22 protein-coding genes are annotated in these 22,951 nt (G+C 67.5%); 8 read left to right on the top strand and 14 right to left on the bottom strand.

Features of this window, described 5'->3' with window-relative positions:
• Positions 1-13 precede the first annotated feature (13 nt).
• Both sseA and ACN2C7_RS11390 read right to left on the bottom strand, forming a co-directional pair.
• Positions 14-865 (bottom strand): 3-mercaptopyruvate sulfurtransferase, encoded by an 852-nt coding sequence (sseA, locus tag ACN2C7_RS11395; RefSeq protein WP_419317084.1) that lies wholly within the window; start codon positions 863-865, stop codon positions 14-16.
• Between the two features lie 102 nt (positions 866-967).
• Positions 968-1,978: a cysteine synthase A gene (locus ACN2C7_RS11390; RefSeq protein WP_419317082.1), complete on the bottom strand. Its 1,011-nt coding sequence runs from the start codon at positions 1,976-1,978 to the stop codon at positions 968-970.
• Between the two features lie 116 nt (positions 1,979-2,094).
• On the opposite strand from ACN2C7_RS11390, the gene ACN2C7_RS11385 reads away from it, so the two are divergent.
• Positions 2,095-3,636: a cryptochrome/photolyase family protein gene (locus ACN2C7_RS11385; protein ID WP_419317081.1), complete on the top strand. Its 1,542-nt coding sequence runs from the start codon at positions 2,095-2,097 to the stop codon at positions 3,634-3,636.
• Here the strand turns inward: ACN2C7_RS11385 and ACN2C7_RS11380 are convergent.
• The 3 genes from ACN2C7_RS11380 to ACN2C7_RS11370 form a co-directional block, all read right to left on the bottom strand.
• The gene (locus tag ACN2C7_RS11380) at positions 3,633-3,917 is read right to left on the bottom strand and encodes a hypothetical protein (RefSeq protein WP_419317080.1); all 285 of its coding nucleotides are present in this window, start codon (positions 3,915-3,917) and stop codon (positions 3,633-3,635) included. The two genes, ACN2C7_RS11385 and ACN2C7_RS11380, sit on opposite strands and share 4 nt — an antisense overlap.
• A 69-nt stretch (positions 3,918-3,986) precedes the next feature.
• Positions 3,987-5,222, bottom strand: a complete 1,236-nt coding sequence (locus tag ACN2C7_RS11375; RefSeq protein ID WP_419317079.1) for a class I SAM-dependent methyltransferase — start codon at positions 5,220-5,222, stop codon at positions 3,987-3,989.
• A 50-nt stretch (positions 5,223-5,272) separates the two neighbouring features.
• Positions 5,273-6,721, bottom strand: coding sequence for a cryptochrome/photolyase family protein (locus ACN2C7_RS11370; RefSeq protein WP_419317078.1), 1,449 nt, complete (start codon positions 6,719-6,721; stop codon positions 5,273-5,275).
• 59 nt (positions 6,722-6,780) lie between these two features.
• Between ACN2C7_RS11370 and kdsA the strand changes: the two genes are divergently transcribed.
• The 5 genes from kdsA to ACN2C7_RS11345 all read left to right on the top strand — a co-directional run bounded on the left by kdsA (position 6,781) and on the right by ACN2C7_RS11345 (position 12,637).
• The gene (gene kdsA, locus ACN2C7_RS11365) at positions 6,781-7,647 is read left to right on the top strand and encodes a 3-deoxy-8-phosphooctulonate synthase (RefSeq protein WP_419317077.1); all 867 of its coding nucleotides are present in this window, start codon (positions 6,781-6,783) and stop codon (positions 7,645-7,647) included.
• Complete coding sequence (gene rfaD, locus ACN2C7_RS11360; protein ID WP_419317076.1) at positions 7,644-8,645, top strand: ADP-glyceromanno-heptose 6-epimerase; 1,002 nt, start codon at positions 7,644-7,646, stop codon at positions 8,643-8,645. The genes kdsA and rfaD overlap by 4 nt, the downstream gene beginning before the upstream one ends.
• Positions 8,646-8,752: 107 nt before the next feature.
• The gene (locus ACN2C7_RS11355; protein WP_419317075.1) at positions 8,753-10,237 is read left to right on the top strand and encodes an OB-fold domain-containing protein; all 1,485 of its coding nucleotides are present in this window, start codon (positions 8,753-8,755) and stop codon (positions 10,235-10,237) included.
• Between the two features lie 11 nt (positions 10,238-10,248).
• Entirely contained in the window at positions 10,249-11,451 is a 1,203-nt protein-coding gene (locus ACN2C7_RS11350; RefSeq protein ID WP_419317074.1) for an acetyl-CoA acetyltransferase, read from the top strand.
• Positions 11,452-11,482: 31 nt separating this feature from the next.
• A complete protein-coding gene (locus ACN2C7_RS11345; protein ID WP_419317073.1) occupies positions 11,483-12,637 on the top strand; it encodes a DUF3089 domain-containing protein in 1,155 nt (384 codons plus the stop codon).
• Here ACN2C7_RS11345 and ACN2C7_RS11340 read toward each other — a convergent pair.
• Together ACN2C7_RS11340 and ACN2C7_RS11335 are read right to left on the bottom strand one after the other, a co-directional pair.
• A complete protein-coding gene (locus tag ACN2C7_RS11340) occupies positions 12,604-12,972 on the bottom strand; it encodes a DUF6285 domain-containing protein (protein ID WP_419317072.1) in 369 nt (122 codons plus the stop codon). The genes ACN2C7_RS11345 and ACN2C7_RS11340 overlap by 34 nt on opposite strands.
• A complete protein-coding gene (locus ACN2C7_RS11335) occupies positions 12,969-13,946 on the bottom strand; it encodes a phosphotransferase family protein (protein WP_419317071.1) in 978 nt (325 codons plus the stop codon). The genes ACN2C7_RS11340 and ACN2C7_RS11335 overlap by 4 nt, the downstream gene beginning before the upstream one ends.
• 118 nt (positions 13,947-14,064) lie before the next feature.
• On the opposite strand from ACN2C7_RS11335, the gene ACN2C7_RS11330 reads away from it, so the two are divergent.
• Positions 14,065-15,009, top strand: a complete 945-nt coding sequence (locus tag ACN2C7_RS11330) for a DUF808 domain-containing protein (protein ID WP_419317070.1) — start codon at positions 14,065-14,067, stop codon at positions 15,007-15,009.
• 13 nt (positions 15,010-15,022) lie between these two features.
• Here ACN2C7_RS11330 and ACN2C7_RS11325 read toward each other — a convergent pair whose 3' ends face one another.
• From ACN2C7_RS11325 to tcyJ, 6 genes are all read right to left on the bottom strand, one after another.
• Entirely contained in the window at positions 15,023-15,334 is a 312-nt protein-coding gene (locus ACN2C7_RS11325; protein ID WP_419317069.1) for a DUF3892 domain-containing protein, read from the bottom strand.
• 190 nt (positions 15,335-15,524) lie between these two features.
• Positions 15,525-17,600 carry an ATP-dependent DNA helicase RecG gene (gene recG, locus ACN2C7_RS11320; RefSeq protein ID WP_419317067.1) on the bottom strand — a complete coding sequence of 692 codons (2,076 nt, stop codon included), beginning with the start codon at positions 17,598-17,600 and terminating at the stop codon, positions 15,525-15,527.
• Between the two features lie 39 nt (positions 17,601-17,639).
• Positions 17,640-17,942: a hypothetical protein gene (locus ACN2C7_RS11315; protein WP_419317066.1), complete on the bottom strand. Its 303-nt coding sequence runs from the start codon at positions 17,940-17,942 to the stop codon at positions 17,640-17,642.
• Positions 17,943-18,012: 70 nt separating this feature from the next.
• Entirely contained in the window at positions 18,013-18,747 is a 735-nt protein-coding gene (locus tag ACN2C7_RS11310; protein ID WP_419317065.1) for an amino acid ABC transporter ATP-binding protein, read from the bottom strand.
• Positions 18,744-19,403: a cystine ABC transporter permease gene (gene tcyL / locus ACN2C7_RS11305; protein WP_419317064.1), complete on the bottom strand. Its 660-nt coding sequence runs from the start codon at positions 19,401-19,403 to the stop codon at positions 18,744-18,746. The genes ACN2C7_RS11310 and tcyL overlap by 4 nt, the downstream gene beginning before the upstream one ends.
• Before the next feature lie 2 nt (positions 19,404-19,405).
• Positions 19,406-20,194 carry a cystine ABC transporter substrate-binding protein gene (gene tcyJ, locus ACN2C7_RS11300; RefSeq protein WP_419317063.1) on the bottom strand — a complete coding sequence of 263 codons (789 nt, stop codon included), beginning with the start codon at positions 20,192-20,194 and terminating at the stop codon, positions 19,406-19,408.
• Positions 20,195-20,360: 166 nt separating this feature from the next.
• Here tcyJ and ACN2C7_RS11295 point away from each other — a divergent pair, with 166 nt between their 5' ends.
• Positions 20,361-21,542: a M48 family metallopeptidase gene (locus ACN2C7_RS11295; protein WP_419317061.1), complete on the top strand. Its 1,182-nt coding sequence runs from the start codon at positions 20,361-20,363 to the stop codon at positions 21,540-21,542.
• Between the two features lie 131 nt (positions 21,543-21,673).
• Here ACN2C7_RS11295 and ACN2C7_RS11290 read toward each other — a convergent pair whose 3' ends face one another.
• The gene (locus tag ACN2C7_RS11290) at positions 21,674-22,789 is read right to left on the bottom strand and encodes a beta-ketoacyl-ACP synthase III (RefSeq protein ID WP_419317060.1); all 1,116 of its coding nucleotides are present in this window, start codon (positions 22,787-22,789) and stop codon (positions 21,674-21,676) included.
• Positions 22,790-22,951: the final 162 nt, after the last annotated feature.

Here is a 22,951-nt window from a genome sequence, read left to right as displayed (position 1 = left end):
CAGCGCCAAGGCGTCAGGCGGGGCCGGTCACGACCGGAGTATCCTCAAGCCCGCCCCATTCGGTCCACGAGCCGTCATAGACGGCGGCGCGCGGGTGGCCCAGGCGGGCCAGGGCCAGGGCGACAACCGAGGCCGTGATGCCCGAGCCGCAGGTCGCGGCGACCGGCTTGGCGACATCGACGCCGGCAGCGGCGAAGACGGCCGCCAGCCTATCGGCGGACAGCATCGTGCCGTCGGGGGCCAGCATGTCGCCCAGCGGAATGTTGCGCGAACCGGGGATGTGACCGCCGCGCAGGCCGGCGCGGGGCTCGGGCGTCTCGCCGGTGAAGCGGCCGGCGGGGCGTGCGTCGACCACCTGCTCGCGGCCGGTCTCGAGGTTGCGCTTCATCTGCTGGGCCGTGCGGACGATGTCGGCTTGATAGCGGGAGGTGAAGTGGCGCTCCTGCGGCAGGGCGGGGCCGTCCTCGATCGGGTGACCTTCGGCGATCCACTTGGGCAGGCCGCCGTCCAGCACCACGACATCCTCATGGCCCATGGCCCGGAAGGTCCACCAGACGCGGGCGGCGGGCAGGATGCCCAGGCTGTCATAGACGACGATGCGCGACCCATCGCCCAGGCCCAGCTTGCGGACCCGCGAGGCGAACTTGATGGGGCTGGGCAGCATGTGCGGCAGGGGCGAGGTCTCGTCGGAGATCTCGTCGATGTCGAAGAACACCGCGCCGGGGATGTGGGCCAGCAGGAACTCGGCCTTCGGATCGCGCGGCGTGCCCGGCATGAACCACGAGGCGTCGACGATGCGCACGTCGGGCGCTTCGAGGTGATCGCGCAGCCAGGCGGTCGAGACGAGAGGATCTTGCAGGGTCATGGCTACGCCTTTCGGGGTCTGACTCGCCCCTGATTGAGGTCGGGCAGGATCGCGGGATCAGGCAGGATGGGCAACCCGACTCCGACCCTTAAGCGCCTCTATCTACATCCAGCCCGGGGTCGGCAGGCCCTTTTCGGCGAGGAAGGCCGGATTGAACAACTTGCTCTGATAGCGTGAGCCGTGGTCGCACAGGATGGTCACGATGGTGTGGCCCGGGCCCATCACCCTGGCCAGTTCAACGGCGCCGGCGACGTTGATCCCGGCCGAGCCGCCCAGGCACAGGCCCTCGTGCTCGACCAGCTCGAAGACGACCTTGAGCATGTCCTCGTCGCTGATCCGGAAGGGGTGATCGACCACCAGGCCGTCTAGATTGGCGGTGACGCGGCCCTGGCCGATGCCCTCGCTGATCGAGGTACCCTCCGACTTCAGTTCGCCGTCCCTGTACCAGCTGTAGAGGGACGCGCCGTGCGGGTCGGCCAGGCCGATCTTCACCGAGGGCTTGCGCTCCCGCAGCGCCTGGGCGACGCCGGCCAGGGTGCCGCCCGAGCCGACGGCGCAGATGAAGCCATCCACCTTACCCTCTGTTTGTTCGTAGATTTCCGGCCCCGTGGTCAGGTAGTGCGCCTGGCGGTTGGCGACATTGTCGAACTGGTTGGCCCAGATCACGCCATTGGGCTCGGTCTTGGCAAGTTCCTCCGCCAAGCGCCCGGAATAGCGGACATAGTTGTCGGGGTTGGAATAGGGAACGGCGTCCACCTCGACCAGCTGTGCGCCGAGAAGTCGGATGGCGTCCTTCTTCTCCTGGCTCTGGGTACGGGGGATGACGATGGTCGTCTTGTAGCCCAGGGCCGAGGCGACCATGGCCAGGCCGATGCCGGTGTTTCCCGCCGTGCCCTCGACGATCCGGCCGCCGGGCTTGAGCAGCCCTCGCGCTTCGGCGTCGCGGATGATGCCCAGGGCGGCGCGGTCCTTGACCGACTGGCCGGGGTTCATGAACTCGGCCTTGCCCAGGATTTCGCAGCCCGTCGCCTCGCTGGCGCGGTTCAGGCGGATCAGGGGCGTATTGCCGATGGCGTCCAGAACACTGGGGGAGACGCTGGCTTTGAAGGTCATGTGCGCGGATCGGTAAAGCTGAGGGCTGCGGGGCGGAGCGATCATGGTAGATCGTGTCGCGGCGACCCGACGCAAGCCCAGTTTTCCTGAAGGTCGGGACGAAGGATGAGCAAGGCGTGACAGATCAGGGACGGGGCGTGCTGCGGCTGGTGCTGGGCGATCAGCTGAGCGACGGTCTTTCCGCCCTGGCCGGGCTGGATCCCGAGCGCGATCTCGTCCTGATGACCGAGTCGGTGGCTGATGCCACGGCGTGGAAACATCACAAGCAGAAGCTGGTTCTGGTCTGGTCGGCGATGCGCCAGTTCGCCCAGCGCCTGCGGGACCGGGGCGTGCGGGTTCGCTATGTCAGGCTGGACGATCCGGCCAACACCGGCTCGATCGGTGGCGAGATCGCCCGCGCCCTGGCCGAGGAGCCCCTAGGCCGGGTGATCCGCACCGCCTGTGGCAAGTGGGGGCTGGAAGACCATCTGCTGACCCTGGCCCAGACCCTGCCGGTTGCGATGGAAACCCGCGAGGACGACCGCTTCCTGTGCTCACGCCAGCGCTTCGCCGCCTGGGCCGAGGGCCGCAAGGAACTGCGGATGGAGTATTTCTACCGCGAGATGCGCCGCGCCACGGGCCTGCTGATGGACGGCGACAAGCCGGTTGGCGGCCAATGGAACTTCGACGCCGAGAACCGCAAGAAGCTGCCGGCCGGGGTGCGACCGCCAGAGCGGCTGCGCACGACGCCCAATGCCACGACGCGCGAGGTTATGGCCATGGTCGGGGCGGGGTTCGAGGACCATTTCGGCCGCGTCGACACCTTCGCCTGGCCGACCAATCCCGAGGAAGCGGAAGCGATCCTCGACCACTTCTTCGACGACATGCTGGCGGGCTTTGGCGACTGGCAGGACGCCATGAGTTGGCAGCGGCCGTTCTTGTGGCACAGCCTGATCTCGCCGGCCCTCAATATCGGCCTGCTGGATCCGTTGACGGTCTGCCGCCGCGCCGAGGCAGCCTACCGGGCCGGCAAGGCGCCGCTGAATGCGGTCGAGGGCTTCATCCGCCAGATCCTGGGCTGGCGGGAATTCGTGCGCGGCGTTTACTGGCTGAAGATGCCGGAATACGCCCTGCGCAACGCCCTGGACGCCCAGGGCAAGCTGCCGTGGTTCTACTGGACCGGCAAAACCGACATGGCCTGCGTCGCCGACGCCGTGACCGCCGCGCGCGATCACGCCTATGCCCACCACATCCAGCGGCTGATGGTCACCGGCAATCTGGCCATGCTGCTGGGCGTGCATCCGGACGCGGTCGACGACTGGTACATGGTGGTGTTCGCCGACGCCTATGAGTGGGTCGAGATGCCCAATACGCGCGGCATGGCCACCTTCGCCGACGGCGGCATCGTGGGCTCAAAGCCCTATGCGGCCAGCGGCGCCTATATCGACCGGATGAGCGACTACTGCAAAGGCTGTCGCTATGACCTCAAGGATCGCAACGGCGATAATGCTTGCCCGTTCAACGCCTTGTACTGGGATTTTATCGACAGGCATGAAGCCCGTCTGGCCGGCCTGGGCCGCATGATGATGCCGCTCAAGACCCTGTCGAAAATGCCCGACGCCGAACGGGCGGCCTTCCGCGCCAAGGCGGCGGCCACCCGCAAGGCGATGGGGGTCTAGCTCGGGCTGGCGTGGGTCTCGATGACGTTCAGCAGGGCCAGCGGCCCGCCGGCGGTCGTGGCGGCGCACCAGACATTGTGCAGCCCTTCGACCTCGACCAGGCGGTTTTCGACGGCATCGACCATGATGCCCTCGGCGATGTCGGACGACACCTCGCCCAGCAGTTGCTCTTCCTGCAGTTCGCCGCACCAGGCGGTGACGGCGTCAACCGGCGTGGCGGCGTCAAACTGGCTGATATAGGTGCCGCCGTGGAAGTCCAGGACCATGGTGTAGAGGTTCATTCGAACGCGACCTCGCTGTGCTTTTGATCATTTACGCACACCCGAGGTCGTGAGGCGAAGGCCAAACGTCTAGGCCCTGCTCAGGCCCAGCTGGATCACGTTGGTGCGTTCGGTGCGGAAGCCCGCCTCGCAATAGCTGAGATAGAACCGCCACAGCCGCCGGAAGCGTTCGTCAAAGCCCAGCTTGATGATCTCGTCCCACGCCGCCTCGAAACGGAGAGCCCATTCCGCCAGGGTTTCGGCATAGTCCTGGCCAAAGCGGCTGACCTCACGCCACTCCAGCCCTGCACGCATCGTCTCGGCTCTCAAGCGCGTCTCGCTGGGCAGCATGCCGCCCGGGAAAATGTAGCGCTGGATGAAGTCGGTATGGGTCCGGTAGTGCTCGAACAGCTCGTCGCGGATGGTGATGATCTGCAGACCGGCGCGGCCGCCTGGGCTCAGCACCTGATGGATCTTGCTAAAATAGGTCGGCCAATATGCCTCGCCGACGGCCTCGAACATCTCGATGGAGGCCACGCTGTCAAAGCGGCCCTGAACGTCGCGATAGTCGATCAGCTGGATGTCGGCCTTTTCGGCCAGGCCCAGATCGAACAGACGCTTGCGGGCAAAGTCGTGCTGGGCGGGCGAGATGGTGATGCCGGTGACGTGCGCGCCGACCTCCTTGGCCGCGAACTCGGCGAAGCCGCCCCAGCCGCAGCCGATCTCCAGCACGGTCTGGCCGGTCTGCAGGTCGAGGGTCCGGGCCAGGGCCGCGTATTTGGCGCGCTGGCCGTCCGCCAGGGTCTGGCCGGGCTGGTCATAGAGCGCCGACGAGTAGGTCATGCTGGAGTCCAGCCAGCGGGAATAGAAGGCGTTGCCCAGGTCGTAGTGGGCGTGGATGTTCTTCTTCGAACCCCGGCGATCGTTGCGATTGAACAGGTGAAAGAGGGCGTTGATCGCCCGCATCACGATATTGCCCTCGACCAGGTCATGCAGGCGGTCGAAGTTCAGCGAGAAGGCCTCCAGCACGGTGGAGAGATCGGGCGTGTCCCACTCGCCGGCGATGAAGCCTTCGGCGAAACCGATATCGCCCGAGGCCAGGGCGCGGCGCACGAAGCGATAGTCGTGGATCTGGATCACCGCCCGGGGCCCGGGCGTCTTGCCTTCGATGTCGAACCGCTTGCCCGAGGGCAGGATGAAGCTGAGGGAGCCCGCCGCCCAGTTCTCGGCCGCAACGCGCAGGGCCGTCCGGAACGCGCCGGGGGCGCGCCGCAGATCGGGGTCATTCCAGAGCGCTGTGTCCGAATAGGTCATGGCGGTCCGCATGCGGTCTCCGGGGCATTTAACGCTGTTGAGACCGTCCCCGCAAATCCCTCTTAGTCTCCCTTGAGACTTTGATAGGCGGCCAGGGCGCGTTGCCGCGCCTGGGCGTGATCCACGACCGGTCGCGAGTATGTACGCTTGGCGGCAGGGGTAAGATGCGTCGCCGCCGTCCACGGGCTGTGGATAACCTTGTCCGGCAGATTGCTCAGCTCGGGAACCCAGCGTCGGACATAGACCCCCCGCGGATCGAACTTCTCGCCCTGGGTGATGGGATTGAAGATCCGGAAATAGGGCGCGGCGTCCGCGCCGCTGCCGGCGGTCCACTGCCAGTTGCCGACATTGTTGGCCAGATCTGCATCCAGCAGCGTGTCCCAGAACCAGGCCTCGCCCTGTCGCCAGTCGATCAGCAGGTGCTTGATCAGGAACGAGGCCACGATCATCCGCACGCGATTGTGCATGAAGCCTGTGGCCCACAGCTCGCGCATGCCCGCGTCGACGATCGGATAGCCGGTCCGTCCCCCGGTCCAGGCGGCGACCGCCGCGTCGTCGCGGTTCCAGGGGAAGGCGTCGAACTCTGGCCGGAAGTTGGCGGTGATGATGTCTGGTCGATGGAACAGGATGGAGTGGTTGAACTCTCGCCAGCCGACCTCGGACAGGAACTTGTCGGCCTGGGCGACGGGAATGTTTCCCGCTGCCGCCTCGGCCCGGGTGGCCACCCAGATCTGCCGGGGGCCGATCTCGCCAAAATGCAGGTGCGGCGACAGCAGGGAGGTCACCTCGACCCCGGGGATGTCGCGCTTGTCGGCATAGTCTTGGATCTTCGAGCTCAGGAACGTCGACAGACGATCGGCCGCGCCTGCCTCGCCGGGCCACCACATCGAGAATCCGCCCGACCAGTCAGGCCGGGTCGGATGCAGGCCCCAGTCGGACAGACGGTCGCTGGACGGCGATGCGGCGGGCGAGGGCAGGGCGACGGGCGCCGGCGTCACATGCACCTGGCCGATATGCTCGCGCGCCGCCCGCCAATAGGGCGTGAACACCTTGTAGCCTTCGCCGGAGCCGTTTTTCACGGTCCAGGGCTCGTTGAGCAGGCTGGCATTGAAGCTCTCGCAGGCCAGTCCCCGTCCGCGCAGGTCGGCCTTGATCGCGGCGTCGCGGTCGATGCTGGCCTTGTCGTACAGCCGGTTCCAGACCACGCCGGCCGCGCCAGTCTCGGCGATCAGGTCATCCAGAACCTCGGCCGCCGCGCCGCGTCGCAGGATCAGCCTGCCGCCGCGCTGGTCGATATCGGCGCCCAGGGCGCTGAGCGACTTGTCCAGCCACCACAGCGACGCTGCGCCCATGGGGCGAACGCCCGGCGTTTCATCCAGAATGTAGAGCGGAATGACCGCCCGGCCCGTCGCAAGCGCCGCGTCCAGGGCTGGATTGTCGGTCAGGCGCAGGTCCTTGCGAAGCCACACCAGGATCGGTCCGTCGCCGTCCATGTCGATCCGCACTTGCACCGTCCCGCTTCTGAGGCCACCTGTCTGACCTGAAATCACCACTCGCCGGAAGTCTTGCCTTGAGTCAGCCCCAAGCCGTAGCCCCAAACGCCGTCGTCGAGGTCAAGACCCCGAAAGGCGCGCCCGTCCGCATCGGCAATAACGAAAAGCTGTCGATCATCGCCGGCCCCTGCCAGATGGAAAGCCGCCAGCACGCGCTGGAAACGGCCCATGCCCTGAAGGAGATGGCCGACCGCCTGGGCGTCGGCCTGATCTACAAGACCTCTTACGACAAGGCCAACCGCACCTCGGCCAACGCCCAGCGTGGCATCGGGCTGCATGACAGCCTGGCGATCTTTCAGGAGATCCGCGAGGTCACCGGCCTGCCGACCCTGACCGACGTGCACGAGATCAGCCACTGCGCCCCGGTCGCCGAGGCCGTCGACGTGATCCAGATCCCGGCCTTCCTGTGCCGCCAGACCGACCTGCTGGTCGCCGCCGCCAATACCGGCCGCGCGATCAACATCAAGAAGGGCCAGTTCCTGGCCCCGTGGGACATGAAGAACGTCATCGCCAAGGTGACGGGCGCCGGCAATCCCAACGTCATGGCCTGCGAGCGCGGCGTGTCGTTCGGCTACAACACCCTGGTCAGCGACATGCGGTCCCTGCCGATCATGAAGGAGATCGGCTGCCCGGTCGTCTTCGACGCCACCCACAGCGTGCAGCAGCCGGGCGGCCTGGGCGGTTCTTCCGGTGGGCAGCGCGAGTTCGTGCCGGTTCTGGCCCGCGCGGCCGTCTCGATCGGCGTGGCCTGCGTGTTCGTGGAAACCCACCCCGATCCCGACAACGCTCCATCCGACGGTCCCAACATGGTGCCGATGAGCCAGTTCGAGGCCCTGATCGCCAACCTCCTGGAATACGACGCCCTGACCAAGCGGGCCGCATGACCCGCAAGACCGTCCTCGTCACCGGCGGCGCCGGTTTCATCGGCTCCAACATCGTCGCCAAGCTGTGCGAAGATCCGACCATCGACGTGGTGGTCTGCGATCGCCTGCGCGAGGCCGATAGCGGCAAGTGGCGCAATCTGGCCAAGTCGCCGATCGCTGATTTCGTGGCGCCGGAAGACCTGTTCGCCTGGCTGGCCAGGCGCGGCGGCGACGTCGAACTGGTCATCCACATGGGCGCGGTGTCGTCGACCACCGAGTCGGACGCCGACAAGATCATCCAGTCCAACTTCGTGCTGTCACGCGACCTGTGGGACTGGTGCGCCGAGCATGGCCGCCGGATGATCTATGCCTCTTCGGCGGCGACCTATGGCGACGGGACCCTGGGCTTCGACGGCAAGGACGACATCGAGTCGCTCAAGGCCCTGCGCCCGCTGAACGCCTATGGCTGGTCCAAGGCCCTGTTCGACATCTACGCCGTCCGCGAAGCCGCGCGCGGTCGCAAGCCGCTCCAATGGGTCGGGCTGAAGTTCTTCAACGTCTATGGTCCCAATGAGGGCCACAAGGACGGCATGAAGTCGGTGGTCGCCCAGGTCTGGCCCAAGGTCGCGGCCGGCGAGGGCGTCAAGCTCTTCAAGTCGCACAATCCCGACTACGAGGACGGCGGTCAGCTGCGCGACTTCGTCTATGTGCGCGACGCGGCCGACATCGTCGGCTGGCTGGGCGACAATCCGCAGGTCAACGGCGTCTTCAACCTGGGCTCGGGTCAGGCTCGCACCTTCAAGGCCCTGGCCGAAGCGACCTTCCAGGCCGTCGGGCGCCAGCCGGACATCAGCTATGTCGAGATGCCCGAAGTGCTGCGCGGCAAGTACCAGTACTTCACTCAGGCGCGCATGGAGCGGCTGCGAGAGGCTGGCTACACCGCGCCGATGACGTCGCTCGAGGACGGGGTGGCGGACTATGTGGCGGGGTATCTGAATACGGATGATCCGTATCGGTAGGGGGCGAATTTTAGGCGCGCAACTGCCGCCACGTCACACTTGCAGCCCCTTTCCGCGAGCGTAATCTAACCGCTGATCAGTCGGAAAAACCGACGAGGGAGCGGAACATGGTCGGCATCGCCGCCTGGGGCGCCTATGCGCCGCGTTTACGTTTGAGCCGCAGGGCGATGGTCGAGGCCAATGCCTGGGTCGCGCCGAACCTGAAGTCCAAGGGCAAGGGCGAGCGCTCGATGGCCAACTGGGACGAGGACGCCCTGACCATGGCGGTCGAGGCGGCTCGTGACGCCTTGGGGTCCGGCGACGACCGCAGCCATGTCGACGCCCTCTACTTCGCCTCCACGACCGCGCCGTTCGCCGACCGGCTGAACGCGGGCGTCGTCTCGGCGGCCCTGACCCTGGAAAAATCGATCACCGCCAGCGACGTCACCGGCTCGCAGCGTTGCGGCCTGACGGCACTGGCCGACGCCCTGGCGGCGGTGTCCGGCGGCGCGGCGAAGACCGCCCTGGTCGCGGCCGGCGAGCGTCGCAAGGCGCGCGCGGTCTCGGCGCTGGAGCTCGACTGCGGCGATGGCGCGGCAGCCTTTGTGGTCACCGCCGAGGGCGGCGCGGCCGATTTCCTGGGACGCGGCAGCGTCACCGACGACTTCGTCGACCACTTCCGGGGCAATGACGGCGGCTTCGACTATGCGTGGGAAGAGCGCTGGATCCGCGACGAGGGCATCGTCAAGCTGGTCCCGCCGGCGGTGAAGCGCGCGCTGGCTGCTGCGGGCGTCGCGCCTGCGGACGTGGCGCATTTCTGTTTCCCTTCGACCTTTTCCGGCATGGCCGCGACCCTGGCCAAGAGCCTGGGCATCCCGGCCGAAGCCGTGCGTGACAACCTCGCCGCGTTGATGGGCGAGGCGGGCAGCGCTCATGGCCCGCTGATGCTGGCCCACGCCCTGGAACAGGCCAAGGCGGGCGAGATCATCGTCGTTTCCCAGTTCGGCCAGGGCGCCGAGGCCCTGGTGTTCCGGGCGACCGGCGCGGGCAACCTCAAGCCGGCGCGCGGCGTGACCGGTTCGCTGGCGGATCGTCAGGAAGAGACCAACTATCTGAAGTTCCTGATGTTCAATGGCCTGGTCGACTGGGACAAGGGCATGCGGGCCGAGAAGGACAACAAGACGGCCCTGACCACCCTCTATCGCAACGAGGACATGATCCTGGGTCTGGTCGGCGGCCGCTGCCGCGAGACCGGCGTCGTGCAGTTCCCGCGCACCCGCATCTCGGTGGCTCCCAACAATCCCGCCGTCGACACCCAGGAGCCGTACCGGTTCGCCGAGCGCAAGGCCTCGGTGCTCAGCTATTCGGCCGACTACCTGACGTTCTCGATGGCCCCGCCCAACCACTACGGCATGATCGTCTTCGAGGGCGGCGGGCGGATCATGATGGACATCACCGACGTGTCGCCCGGCGACGTCGACACCGGCCTGCCGGTCAAGATGGTGTTCCGGATCAAGGACATCGACGAGAAGCGCGGCTTCGTCCGCTATTTCTGGAAGGCCGCGCCGGATCGTTCGGCGGTTTCAGCTCAAACCGCCGTCGCGGCGGAATAGGAGAGACGATCATGGCGCAAGGCATCCGTGACAAGGTCGCCATCCTGGGGATGGGCTGCAGCAAGTTCGGCGAGCGTTGGGACTGCGGTCCCGACGATCTGATGGTCGAGGCCTATATCGAGGCCATGAACGACGCCGGCATCGAGCCCAGCCAGCTCGACGCGGCCTGGTTCTCGACCCATGTCGACGAGATGGGCACCGGCAAGGGCGGCACGCCGATGTCTATCGCCCTGCGCCTGCCCAATATCGCCGTCACGCGGGTGGAGAACTTCTGCGCCTCGGGGTCGGAAGCCTTCCGGGGCGCGGTCTATGCCGTGGCCTCCGGCGCGGCCGATATCGCTATCGCCCTGGGCGTCGAGAAGCTGAAAGACACCGGCTATGGCGGCCTGCCGGTCGCCAATCCCGGCACCTTGATGCCTCAGGTCATGCCCAATGGCTCTGCCCCCGGCAATTTCGCTCAGCTGGCCAGCGCCTATCGCGCCAAGCATGGCGTCTCCAAGGACGACCTGAAGCGCGCCATCGCCCATGTCTCGGTCAAGAGCCACGCCAACGGGGCCAAGAACGCCAAGGCCCACCTGCGCAAGCCGGTCACGGTCGAGCAGGTGCTCAACGCCCCGATGATCGCCGAGCCGCTGGGCCTGTTCGACTGCTGCGGCGTGTCGGACGGCGCGGCCTGCGCCATCGTCACCACGCCCGAGATCGCCAAGGCGATGGGCAAGAAGAACCTGACCATGGTCAAGGCCATCCAGCTGTCGGTCTCCAACGGCTATGAGAGCCAGTACAACGGCTGGGACGGCAGCCACTTCCACACCGCCCGCATCGCCGCCGGCAAGGCCTATCGCGAGGCCGGTATCGAGCGGCCGCGCGAGCAGATCTCGATGATCGAGGTGCACGACTGCTTCTCGATCACCGAGCTGGTGACGATGGAGGACCTGTTCATCTCGCCCGAGGGCCAGGGCTGGCGCGACGTGATGGACGGCTTCTACGACGCCGACGGCGGTGTGCCGTGCCAGATCGACGGCGGTCTGAAGTGCTTTGGCCACCCGATCGGCGCCTCGGGCCTGCGGATGCTCTACGAGATGTACCTGCAGCTGCAGGGCCGGGCCGGTGAGCGCCAGCTGAAAGACCCGGTTTTCGGCATGACCCACAATCTGGGCGGCGCGCCGGCCAGCAATGTGTGTTCGGTGGCGATCATCGGGCAGGAGGGGGCTTAATCCCCAGCCCTGCTTGGTGTAACCCAGACTGATGGGTGATCGCTTCAAGGGCTTCAAGCGCTGGATTTTCGCCGGAGCGGTGCTCTTTCTGGGGCTGCTGGTCGCGGCCGCCTTCGTGTGGCGCTACGACATCCTCAGCAACGCGCTCGATCCCAAGGTCCCGTTCCTGACCTATGAGCCGCCGCCGCCACCGCATTATGCCCAGGCCTCGTCCTGGGCGCTGCGGCCCAAGGATCCGTCCGGCCCGGCGCCCAAAGATCTGCCGGCCGACGTGTTCTTCGTCCACCCAACCACCTTTGACGGCGGCCAGGACTGGAACGGGGCCATCGACCAGCCCAAGGCCCAGCGATTCCTGAACCGCGTGGTGCTGCCCAACTATGCCGGGCCGTTCTATCGCGTGGGTCGGGTGTTCGCGCCGCGCTATCGTCAGGCCAGCCTCTATACCTATCTCACCCTGCGCGATGACGCGCGCGAGGCGCGGCGCTTCGCCTATGGCGACGTGCGCGAGGCGTTCCGACTCTATCTGGCCCGCTACAACACCGGCCGGCCGTTCATCCTGGTGGGCGTCGAGCAGGGCGGGGCGATGTCCGCCAGGCTGTTGCGCGAGGAGATCGCCGCTGATCCGGCGGTCAAGAAGCGGCTGGTCGCGGCCTATCTGATCGAGACCATCGTCCCGGCCGAGGAATACGGCCTGGTGTCACCCCTGCCGGCCTGCGAACGGCGCGATCAGGCCGGGTGCGTCGCGGCCTGGGCCTCGGCCCAGGAGGGCGACTTCCAGCGGATCCAGGAGCTGACCCATCGCTCTCTAATCTGGGACTCCGGCGACCAGCTGATCGACCTGAACGACCGCCGGGCGCTGTGCTTCAATCCGCTGCTGGGCGGTGTCAGCCAGGAGCGGGCGCCGGCGCGGCTGAACCAGGGCGCGGCCAACGCCACCGGACTGGAATGGGGCGCTCGCCCGGCTTTCCTGCAGCGCCAGGTCTGGGCCCAGTGCGAGGATGGCCTGCTGCACACCAGTCGACCCAAATCGACGGCCCTGCGCGACGGCGGCTCGTGGGCCGACCGCCGCAAGGTCGACGGCTTCAACCTGTTCTATGCCGACATCGAAGCCGACGCCCAGGGCCGGGTGGCCACCTTCACGGGCAGGCCGGTTCAGTCCGCGAGCAGCGCTTCAAGCCCGCAATAGCCTGGCTGATCGATGGCGATCCGGGCGATCGCGGTCGCGCGCAGGTGGGCCAGCAGAGCCGGGGCACGCGGATCCAGCGCGCCGGACCGCAGCGCCAGGCAGAGCCTGTGATTGAGGTCCGTGAAGTCACCGTCGGCGCCCAGCAGGTCCGACAGTCGCGCGCGTTCCTCGTTCTCGGCGGCTTCACCTAGCGTCGCTTCGCGCGCAAGCAGGGCGCGGGCGTTGTCGGCGACGCGGGCCAGAAAGACGCGGCGCGCGTCGGCGGGGCCTTCGGCCTCACGATCGAACAGGGCGAGGGCGGTCTGGAGTTCGCCGGCGGTGGGGCAGGTGATCACGCCATCGTCTCCATCAGCCGGACCAGATCGATCTCGGTTTCGCTGACCCGCCGGCCGATCATGGCGCGCTCGATCGAGGGATCGGCGCCGGTCGCGAAGCTGGAATACATCATCAGGCACATGACGCCCCATTTGAGCGAGCCCAGCGCCTGCCAGAACTGCAGTCGCGACAGCGGGATCTCGCCCCCGCCGGCCTGGGCGTAGCCGTCCAGCAGGGCCTGATAGTCGCCAAAGCCGCCTACCGGCCTGCGCCACTGACCAAACCGCCAGGAATTGACGCAGATCCAGCCCAGGTCCTCGGCCGGGTCGCCCAGATGGGCCAGTTCCCAGTCCAGCACGCCCACCAGGCCCTGCTCGGCATGGATCATCAGGTTGCCATTGCGAAAATCGCCATGGACCAGCACCGGGGTGACGGGCTCGGGCGCTGTGGCCTCCAGCCAGCGGAAGGCGGCCTCGAAGGTCGGACGCTCGGCGCCATGCTGGCGATAGACCTCTTCATAGCGCGCCAGCTCGCCCCGGGCGTCCGAGGTGGTCAGCGGCGGCAGGTCGTCCAGCCCGGCGCCGTGGATCCGGGCCAGCACCTCGCCGCAGCGGCGCGCCAGATCGGGCCGAACCGCGTCGAAAGCGGCGTCGCGGACGATGCGCTTGCCCAGGGTCTCGCCCTCGAGCCGTCGCATGACGAAAGCTTCGCCCAGGCCATCCTCGGGATCGCAGACACGCTCGACGATCGGAACCGGCGCGCCGGCCCGGCCGGCGGCCACGATCAGGGCGGCCTCATGGGCCAGAGACGCGGCGGTCTCGCGCGGCGGCGCGTTGTCTGGGCGTCGCCGCAGGATCAGGGCCGCGCCATCGTCGAGGTCGAAGGCCCAGGTCTCCAGACTGGCGCCGCCCGACAGCCGCCGGGCGTTCACCGCCGTGGTCGCGGTCGGCGACAGCTGCGGCGCAAGGCGGGCGAGGGCGGCGGGGATATTCATCTCGTCACGCTTTCAGACCTCACCCCACGTCAGGCAAGCGATCCTATCATCGACTTTCGGAGCCGATCACCACACCGTGGCGTTCCACTTCTTTCCGCTATCAGAATCGGTCGCCCATATGCCTTCCGGCCTTGCCGCACTGCTGGACGATGTCGCTGGCATCACCAAGCTCGCCGCCGCCTCTCTGGACGATGTCACGGGCGCGGCCGGCAAGGCCGGGACCAAGGCGGTCGGTGTCGTGGTGGACGACGCGGCGGTGACGCCCGGCTACGCCATGGGCTTCACGCCCGACCGCGAACTGCCGATCGTCTGGAAGATCGCGGTGGGCTCGTTCAGGAACAAGCTGCTGTTCCTGCTGCCCGGTGCGCTGGCGCTCAGCGCCTTCGCGCCGTGGGCGGTCACGCCGATCCTGATGGTCGGCGGCTCGTATCTGGCCTTTGAGGCGACCGAGAAGATCCTGGAGGCGCTGAGCGGCAAACACAGCGCCGACGAGCCTGAAGAACTGGCCCTGAGCGGTCCAGAGCTGGAAGCCCAGAAGGTCAACGGCGCGATCCGCACGGACCTGATCCTGTCGGGCGAGATCATGGCCATCGCCCTGGCCGACGTGGCCGACAAGCCCCTGCTGATCCAGGCCGGCGCCCTGGCCGTGGTCGGCGTGCTGCTGACCATCGCGGTCTATGGCGTGGTCGGGCTGATCGTGAAGATGGACGACATCGGTCTGCACCTGGCCCAGCGCAAGAACGCCGGGGTGCGCGGGTTCGGGCGCGGCCTGGTCAAGGCCATGCCCATCACCATGGAGGCCCTGACCCTTATCGGCACCGCCGCCATGCTGTGGGTCGGGGGCGGCATCATCGTCCATGGCCTGGAGCACTTCCACCTGACCCCGATCCCGGTCTGGGTGGAAGGCTTCTCGCACTGGGCGCATGGCGTTCCCGGCATCGGCGCGGTGACCGGCTGGCTGGCTTTCGCCCTGGGCTCAGCCGTGGTGGGCCTAGTGGTCGGCGGCGTGCTGGCGGGCGTCATGCACCTCTGGCATCACCGCAAAGGCGCGGCGGCCCACTGAGCCGCCTGCGCGATCAGGCGGTCTCGGTCTTGGCCGTTTCGGTCGCCGGGAAGTCGGGAAGCGTCAGCAGGTCGTGCGGCTCGTTGCGGTCGTTGGCGGTCTTCAGATAGCGGCAACCGGTACGGCTGGTCTGGGCCTCGACCTTGACCTCGACATCGTCGCGCATGACGAAGAAGCGCCACTTGCCACTGTCGACCAGCTTGATCGCTTCCTTGATCGTCAGCTTCCAGGGCTTGGCGACGCCGCCGCCGATGTGGGTGATCCGCTCATAGGTGCTGTGGCGATCGTTCTGGGCGGCAAAGCTGATTTCGGCGCGTTGAGCCATAGTACCTTCCGGGTGCGCGCAGGGTAAGCGACGGCGCCGGTCAGTTTGCGACTGCGCGCAAAGCCGGGGCGCCAAGAAGGCCATTCTGCTGGTGCAATGAGCGTCGACGGATCAACGCTTTCGTCAGTATAGCAGCTTGACCCGTCTTTGGGGGATCATTCGTCACACGAGGCTCGCGCGCCGCCGCGCTCTACCCTGCGTCGTGCTGTGGCGCGGTCGGTTTCCAGTCGAAAAGTTCCTGAAGCGTGCGCACGGCCTGACCGCGTGGCGAGGTCAGATCCGGGTCGCGGGCCAGGATCAGGCGGGCGTCATCAGCGGCCACGGCGATCAGGTCGCGGTGGGCCACCGGGTCGGCCAGCCGATAGGCGGGAAAGCCGCTCTGCTTGAGGCCCAGCGGATCGCCGCCGCCGCGCAGCTCCAGGTCCTTCTCGGCGATCTCAAAGCCGTCGTCGGACTTGCGCAGGATGTCCAGCCGCTGCTGGGCGGTATCCGACAGCGGCAGGTCATACAGCAGCACGCAGGCGCTTTCTCGCGCGCCGCGGCCGACCCGGCCGCGCAGCTGGTGAAGCTGGGCCAGGCCGAAGCGTTCGGCCTGTTCGATGACCATGATGCTGGCGTTGGGCACATTGACCCCCACCTCGACCACCGTGGTGGCGACCAGAACCGACACCTTGCCGTCGACGAAGTCGGCCATGACCGCGTCCTTCTCGGCGGCGGGCATCTGGCCATGCACCAGGCCAACAGACGGGCCGATGATCTGGCGCAGGTCGGCGGCGCGGGCTTCGGCGGCCTGCAGGTCGATCTTTTCGGACTCCGAGACCAGCGGGCAGATCCAGAAGGCCTGGGCGCCGCCCTGCGCCGCGCTTTTCAGGCGGGCGACGATCTCGGGCAGACGCGGCATGGGCACCGCGCGGGTCGCCACCGGCGTCCGGCCCGGCGGTTTCTCGTCGATGCGCGAGACGTCCAGGTCGCCGAACACGGTCAACTCCAGGGTGCGCGGGATCGGCGTGGCCGACATGGCCAGAAGATGGACGCCATCCCCCTTGTCCTGCAGCCGGCGGCGTTCGTTGACGCCGAAGCGATGCTGCTCGTCGATGATCGACAGACCCAGGTTTTTGAACACCACGTCGTTCTGGAACAGGGCGTGGGTGCCGATGGCCACAGCGTGCGCGCCGCTGGCCAGACCCGCCAGCTTGCTGGCGCGGCCCGCCCCCTTGTCGCGCCCGGTCAGCAGGATCACCGACAGGCCCAGCGCCGTCATGGCCGGGGCTATGGTCTCGTAGTGCTGGCGGGCCAGGATCTCGGTGGGGGCCATGAACGCCGACTGCAGGCCCGCGCCGGCCGCGTCGGCGATGGCCAGCATGCCCACCACGGTCTTGCCCGAGCCGACATCACCTTGCAGCAGCCTGCTCATGCGCTCGCCGGACGCGAGATCGCCCCTGACTTCAGAGAGCGCCCGGATCTGGGCGCCGGTCAGCCGGAAGGGCAGGGCCTTTTCGGCTTCGGCGGCCAGAGGGCTGGGACCGATGCGCGGGGCCGGTTGGGCGCGGCGTGAGGCCTTGCGCTGGGCCAGGGCCAGCTGGTGGGCCAGCAGTTCGTCATAGGCCAGCCGCCGGCGGTGCGGCGACAGCAGGTGGATATCGGCTTCGCCGGCGGGGTTGTGGGCTGCGGCGAAGGCCGCGCGCCAGGACGGCAGGCCTTCGCGGTTTTGCCAGGCTGGGTCCAGCCATTCCGGCAGGTCGGCGGCGCGGCTCAGGGCTTCCAGGGCGAAGCGGCGAAAGGTGCGCGAGGGCAGGCCGGCGGTGGCGGGATAGACCGGCTCGAAGTCGGGAATCTCGCCGGCGCGGTCTTCGGGCAGCAGATATTCGGGATGGGCGACCTGGATCTCGGAGCCGAACCGCTCGACCTTGCCGCTGACCGCGCGACGCGCGCCGGCCGGGTGCTGGCGCTCCAGGTGCGGGCCGTGGCCCTTGAACCAGGTCAGGGTCAGGAAACCGGTCTCGTCCCAGGCGCGGATCTTCCACGGCTGGCCTAGGCGGCCGGGCGGCTGGTGGGCGTCGATGCTGACGATAAAGGTCTGGACCTGGCCGTCGATGGCCCGGTCCACCGTGGTGGCGGTGCGGCGGATGACGCTGGTGGGGACGGTGAACAGCACGTCGCGGACGATCGAGCCGGCGATCTTCTCGACCAGAGGCGCGACGCGCGGCCCCACGCCTTTCAGCGTGGAGACCGGCGTAAACAGCGGAAAGAGAATCTCGGGTCGCATCGGCGCGACAATAACGAAGCCGACGCCAGTTGGGGACGTTTACGCGTCGCGGTTCATCACGGGATCAAGCGCCGTGACGAGATCGGTATGCTCCTCGGCGCGCGATGCGCCCGAGACGTTCAGGCGCGTGTACAGGGCCGACGCGCCATGGCGGGTCTGAGCCTCCGGCCAGCGCGCGGTGGCGCCGATCAGGTTGTTGGTCTCGCCGGCGAACAACACGGCGCCCTTGGCGTCGATATAGACGAAATTGCCAGCGATGGTCGTCCGGGGATCAGCGTCCTCGGCCAGCTTGTAGCGGTAGACGGCGCCGGAAGCGCCTTTCAGTTCGATATAGAGTTTCACAGGACCTCGCCTCAACAGCACGCGGCGTTGGCGGCGATGTGGTGGGGGGCGCCCTTGGCCAAAATAAGGCTCAGGGCGTCGTCACTTTGCCGAGGAATCGTCGCGTGCGCTCTTCCTTAGGCGCTCCGAACAGCTCGCGCGAGGGGGCCTGTTCGACGATGACGCCGCTATCCATGAAGATCGTACGGTCGGCGACGTCGCGGGCGAAGTCCATCTGGTGCGTGACGATCAACATTGTTCGCCGTTCCACGGCCAGTTCACGGATGACCGAAAGCACCTCGCCGACCAGTTCCGGGTCCAGGGCCGAGGTCGGCTCGTCGAACAGAATGACCTCCGGATCCATGGCCAGGGCCCGAGCAATGGCGCAGCGCTGCTGTTGGCCGCCGGACAGTTCGCCGGGATAGGCGTCGAGCCGTGCGCCCAGTCCGACCTTCTCCAGCAGAGCCCGCGCACGGGCCTCGGCGGCGGGCCGGGCCTCGCCGCGCACCACGATCGGGCCTTCGGCGACGTTCTGCTGGGCGGTGCGATGCGGGAACAGGTTGAAGCTCTGAAAGACGAAGCCCACCCGGCCCTTCAGGGCGCGGGCCAGGGGCGCGCGGGGCGCGGCCTCGACGCCGGCGATCTTCAGCGAGCCGCCGTCCAGCAACTCCAGACCGGCCATGCAGCGCAGCAGGGTGGATTTGCCCGAGCCGCTGGGGCCGATGATGGCTACGACCTCGCCGGTACCGACTTCGATATCGACGCCGTTCAGCACGGTGGTCCCGTCGAAGCGCTTGACCAGGCCCCTGGCGGAAACGGCGCTCATCGGCGGCCCTCCGCGGCGCGGCGTTCCAGCACGCCCTGTCCGGCGGCCAGCAGGGTCGAGACGATCCAGTAGATCGCGGCGGCGGCCAGATACATCGTGAAGATCTCGAAGGTGCGGGCCGTGATCAGCTGGGTCTGGCGGAACAGCTCGGGCACCTGGATCGTGGCGGCCAGCGAGGTGTCCTTGACCAGGCTGATGAAGCTGTTGGACAGCGGCGCGACGGCGGTGCGGGCGGCCTGGGGCAGGATCACCCGGCGCAGGGCCTGGCCCCGGCTCATGCCCAGCACGGTGGCGGCCTCCCATTGGCCGCGATCGACATTGGCGATGGCGCTGCGCAGGATTTCGCAGGCATAGGCGGCGATGTTCAGCGAGAAACCGATGCCGGCCGCGACCAGAGGCGGCAGCTCGATCCCGAACTGCGGCAGGCCGTAATAGATCAGGAACAGCTGCACCAGCAGCGGCGTGCCGCGAATGGCCGAGACATAGACGGCCGCGGGCCACCGCAGCAGCGGCGAGCGCGACAGCCGCATCAGGGCCAGCCCAAAGCCCAGCACAAGCCCCAGACTCATGCCGATCAGGCTGAGCGCCACGGTGTAGCCCGCGCCCTTCAGCAGCAGCGGCGCCGACTGGGTCAGAAGGTCGAGGGTGGCGTCCATGCCTATTGGGTCACGTCCGCGCCGAACCAGGTCCGCGAGATCGCTGCCATCCGGCCGTCGGCGCGCATGGCCGCGATGGCCTGATCGACCATCACCTTCATGGCCGGATCCTTCAGCATGGCCACGCCCTGGTTCTGCGGTGCGAAGGCCGGGCCGGCGGCGATGAACTCCGGCGAGTTCTTGACGAAGTCGGCGGCCACCAGCCGGTCGTTGAGCACCGCGTCGATGCGGCCGGCCTTGAGGTCCTGATACTTGGTCGGATCGTCGTCATAGGTGCGGATGTCGGCGGTCGGGACATTGGCCCGCGCCCAGCTCTCGTAACTGGTGCCCAGACCCACGCCGACCTTCTTGCCGTCCAGTTCGGCGGGCGAGTAGGGGCCCGCCTTGCCCCTGAGTACGATGATCTGGATGCCCGACACCGTATAGGGCTGGGAGAAATCATACTTGGCCGCGCGCTCGGGCGTGATGGTGATCTGGTTGATCACCACGTCGATGCGCCGCGATTCCAGCGCGCCCAGCAGGCCGGCGAAGGGCGAGGGGCTGAACACCGGCTTGACGCCCATCTGGGCGGCCAGGGCCTTGGCGAAATCGACGTCGAACCCGGCCAACTGGCCGTCCTTGTCCTGGAAGTTGAACGGCGGGTAGGTGCCTTCCAGCCCGATGCGCAGGGTCTTGCTGGCCGCGACCCGCTGGGCCGTGGTCTGGGCGGCCTCCTTGGTGTTGTCGCCGCAGCCGGCCAGGGTCAGCGCGCCGGCGCCCAGGAGAATGTTTCGACGGTCGTGGAATCGCATGGAGGCCTCGAAAATCGGTGAGCGACTCCAGTTCTATACGCCGGCGCGTCCTTCGCCAGAGGCAAGCGCGACCGGCGAACGCTTCCCCCCGTCTGACGTGGAATTAAGCTGACGCCTGCTGCGGACTCTGCCCTTCTCCGGCTCACGCACGTCAAGGGGAGGGGCAATGACCCAGCAATTCGATGCGGCCGCCGCCACGGCCGCCTATCTGGCGCAGCTGTCGCCGGCGGCCCACGCCAAGGCGCAGGCCTATACGCAGGGCGGCCACTGGCTGCTTCTGTGGGGTTTCCTGATCTCGGTCCTCACGGCCTGGCTGATCATCCGTTCGGGCGTACTGGTTCGGGTGCGAGCGGGGCTGGAACGTCGCCGCCCGCGCCCGATCGTGGCCAGTTTCGGGGTCGGGGTGGTCTATCTGCTGGTCGACTGGGTCCTCGGCCTGCCCTGGTCGGTCTATTCCAACTGGTGGCGCGAAAAATCGTACGGCATGACCAGCCAGGCCTTCACCGGCTGGCTGGGCGAGGGGGTGATGTCGATGGCCATCTCGGCTGTCGTCACGGGCCTGTTCTTCGTGGCCCTTTACGCCCTGATCCGCAGGGCGCGCCGCCTGTGGTGGCTGTGGGCGGGCGGCCTGACCGCCGGCTTCATGGTCCTGGGCATGCTGGTCGCCCCGATCTATATCGAGCCGCTGTTCAACACTTACACGCCGGCCCCTGCCGGTCAGGTGCGCGACGCCGTGGTCCAGATGGCCAAGGCCAACGGCGTGCCGTCCGACAAGATCTTCATCTATGACGGCTCCAAGCAGTCCAACGCCTATACGGCCAATGTCTCGGGCCTGTTCGGCTCGGCGCGGATCGCCATGAGCGACACCATGTTCAAGAAGGGCGCGGACCTGGCCGAGGTGCGCGGCGTCGTCGGCCACGAGATGGGCCACTACGCCCGCGGCCACTCCCTCTGGATCACCGGTATCTTCAGCTTGCTGGCGATCCTGGCGTTCTTCGTCGTCGATCGCCTGTTCGCGCCCGCCCAGCGGCTGCTGGGCGCCGGCGGGGTGATGGGCATCGCCGATCCTGCCGGCCTGCCGGTGCTGGCCGTTATCCTGGCGGTGCTGGGCCTGCTGGGCGGACCGGTCGCCAATACGGTGATCCGGGAGATCGAGACCGACGCCGACCGCTACAGCCTCGAGCATGTGGGCGAGCCCGATGGCCTGGCCAAGGCCCTGGTCAAGACCATCGAGTACCGCGCCGCCACGCCCGGCAAGCTGGAGGAGGTGCTGTTCTATGATCACCCGGCCGTGGGCGTTCGCGTCCGCCGGGCGATGGACTGGAAGGCGGCGCATCCGGCGAAATAACACTTGTCATCCCGGCCGCAGCGACGCGGAGCGCCGGGACCCAGGGGCAGCCTCGTTGCGCCGGCGCCTGGGTCCCGGACAGCCTCTGCGAGGCTTCCGGGATGACAAGGTTATGTTTGGTTTGAGAGCGCCTACCGCTTGCGCACAAACACCGTGCCGGCCGAATAGCCCGCGCCGAAGCTGCAGATCAGACCCGTCTCGCCCGCCGCGAAGTCATCGCTGGCCATGTGGAAGGCGATGATCGAGCCGGCCGAGCTGGTGTTGGCGTAGGTGTCCAGGATGATGACGTTCTCGCCGGGGGCGGGATCGCGGCCCAGCACCTTGCGGCCGATCATTTCGTTCATGTTGATATTGGCTTGATGAAGCCAAAGGCGCTTTAGCCCTTGGGGGTCCACGCCGATGTCGGCGGCGTGCTGCAGGATCATCTCGCTGACCATCGGGACCACCTCGCGGAACACCTTGCGGCCCTCCTGCACGAACAGCTTGTCGCGCGCGCCTTCGCCTTCCGGCGCGGCGCGGTTGAGGAAGCCGAAATTGTTGCGGATGTTGTTGGAGAACACCGTCTTCAGGCGCGTGCCCAGGATCTCCCAGCCGCCCTTGGCCTGCTCGGCGTCCTCGATGATCACGGCGGTGGCCACGTCGCCGAAGATGAAGTGGCTGTCGCGATCCTTGAAGTTCAGGTGGCCCGAGCAGATCTCGGGATTGACCATCAGCACCGCCTTGGCGCTGCCGGTGGCGATGAAGTCGGCGGCGGTCTTGATGCCGAAGGTGGCCGACGAGCAGGCCACGTTCATGTCAAAGGCGAAGCCCTCGATGCCCAGGGCCTGCTGCACCTCGATGGCCATGGCCGGATAGGCGCGCTGCATGTTCGAGGCGGCGCAGATCACCGCGCCGATCTCGCTGACCGGCTTGCCCCAGGCGGCGATGGCCTGCTTGGCGGCCTCGACGGCCATCTCGGCCAGAATCGAGATCTCGTCATTGCCGCGCTCGGGCAGGACGGGCCGCATCAGATCCGGATCGATGATGCCGGTCTTGTTCATCACGAAGCGCGACTTGATGCCGGACGCCTTCTCGATGAATTCGGGCGAAGAGGGGGTCAGGGCCACCACCTCACCGGCCGCGATGGCGTCGGCATTGGCGGCGTTGAAGCGCTCGACGAAGGCGTTGAAGGCCTCAACCAGTTCGGTGTTCGAAATGCTGAACGGCGGCGTGTAAAGCCCCGTGGCGGCGATGACGGCGTGATGCAAGCGACTGGTCCCGATGATGCGCGCGGGCCTCTGCGGGCCCGCGATCTTCTGCTTATGGCAGCGTTGATATCATGGATGACGGTCCCGTCACCCATGACGTGACCTTTGGGGCCCGTTGCCACGCTGACACGCAATGACCTCAAAGGTGACCGTGATCGGCCC

Source organism: Caulobacter sp. ErkDOM-E (assembly GCF_048541895.1).
In the GTDB taxonomy this organism is placed as follows: Bacteria; Pseudomonadota; Alphaproteobacteria; order Caulobacterales; family Caulobacteraceae; genus Caulobacter.
This window is presented reverse-complemented; position numbering and strand designations above follow the sequence as displayed.

Coding starts and splice junctions, on each gene's coding strand:
- sseA (WP_419317084.1), bottom strand. CDS start 865: ATGACCCTGCAAGATCCTCTCGTCTCGACCGCCTGGCTGCGCGATCAC.
- ACN2C7_RS11390 (WP_419317082.1), bottom strand. CDS start 1,978: ATGACCTTCAAAGCCAGCGTCTCCCCCAGTGTTCTGGACGCCATCGGC.
- ACN2C7_RS11380 (WP_419317080.1), bottom strand. CDS start 3,917: ATGAACCTCTACACCATGGTCCTGGACTTCCACGGCGGCACCTATATC.
- ACN2C7_RS11375 (WP_419317079.1), bottom strand. CDS start 5,222: ATGCGGACCGCCATGACCTATTCGGACACAGCGCTCTGGAATGACCCC.
- rfaD (WP_419317076.1), top strand. CDS start 7,644: ATGACCCGCAAGACCGTCCTCGTCACCGGCGGCGCCGGTTTCATCGGC.
- ACN2C7_RS11355 (WP_419317075.1), top strand. CDS start 8,753: ATGGTCGGCATCGCCGCCTGGGGCGCCTATGCGCCGCGTTTACGTTTG.
- ACN2C7_RS11350 (WP_419317074.1), top strand. CDS start 10,249: ATGGCGCAAGGCATCCGTGACAAGGTCGCCATCCTGGGGATGGGCTGC.
- ACN2C7_RS11345 (WP_419317073.1), top strand. CDS start 11,483: ATGGGTGATCGCTTCAAGGGCTTCAAGCGCTGGATTTTCGCCGGAGCG.
- ACN2C7_RS11335 (WP_419317071.1), bottom strand. CDS start 13,946: ATGAATATCCCCGCCGCCCTCGCCCGCCTTGCGCCGCAGCTGTCGCCG.
- ACN2C7_RS11330 (WP_419317070.1), top strand. CDS start 14,065: ATGCCTTCCGGCCTTGCCGCACTGCTGGACGATGTCGCTGGCATCACC.
- ACN2C7_RS11325 (WP_419317069.1), bottom strand. CDS start 15,334: ATGGCTCAACGCGCCGAAATCAGCTTTGCCGCCCAGAACGATCGCCAC.
- recG (WP_419317067.1), bottom strand. CDS start 17,600: ATGCGACCCGAGATTCTCTTTCCGCTGTTTACGCCGGTCTCCACGCTG.
- ACN2C7_RS11310 (WP_419317065.1), bottom strand. CDS start 18,747: ATGAGCGCCGTTTCCGCCAGGGGCCTGGTCAAGCGCTTCGACGGGACC.
- tcyL (WP_419317064.1), bottom strand. CDS start 19,403: ATGGACGCCACCCTCGACCTTCTGACCCAGTCGGCGCCGCTGCTGCTG.
- tcyJ (WP_419317063.1), bottom strand. CDS start 20,194: ATGCGATTCCACGACCGTCGAAACATTCTCCTGGGCGCCGGCGCGCTG.
- ACN2C7_RS11295 (WP_419317061.1), top strand. CDS start 20,361: ATGACCCAGCAATTCGATGCGGCCGCCGCCACGGCCGCCTATCTGGCG.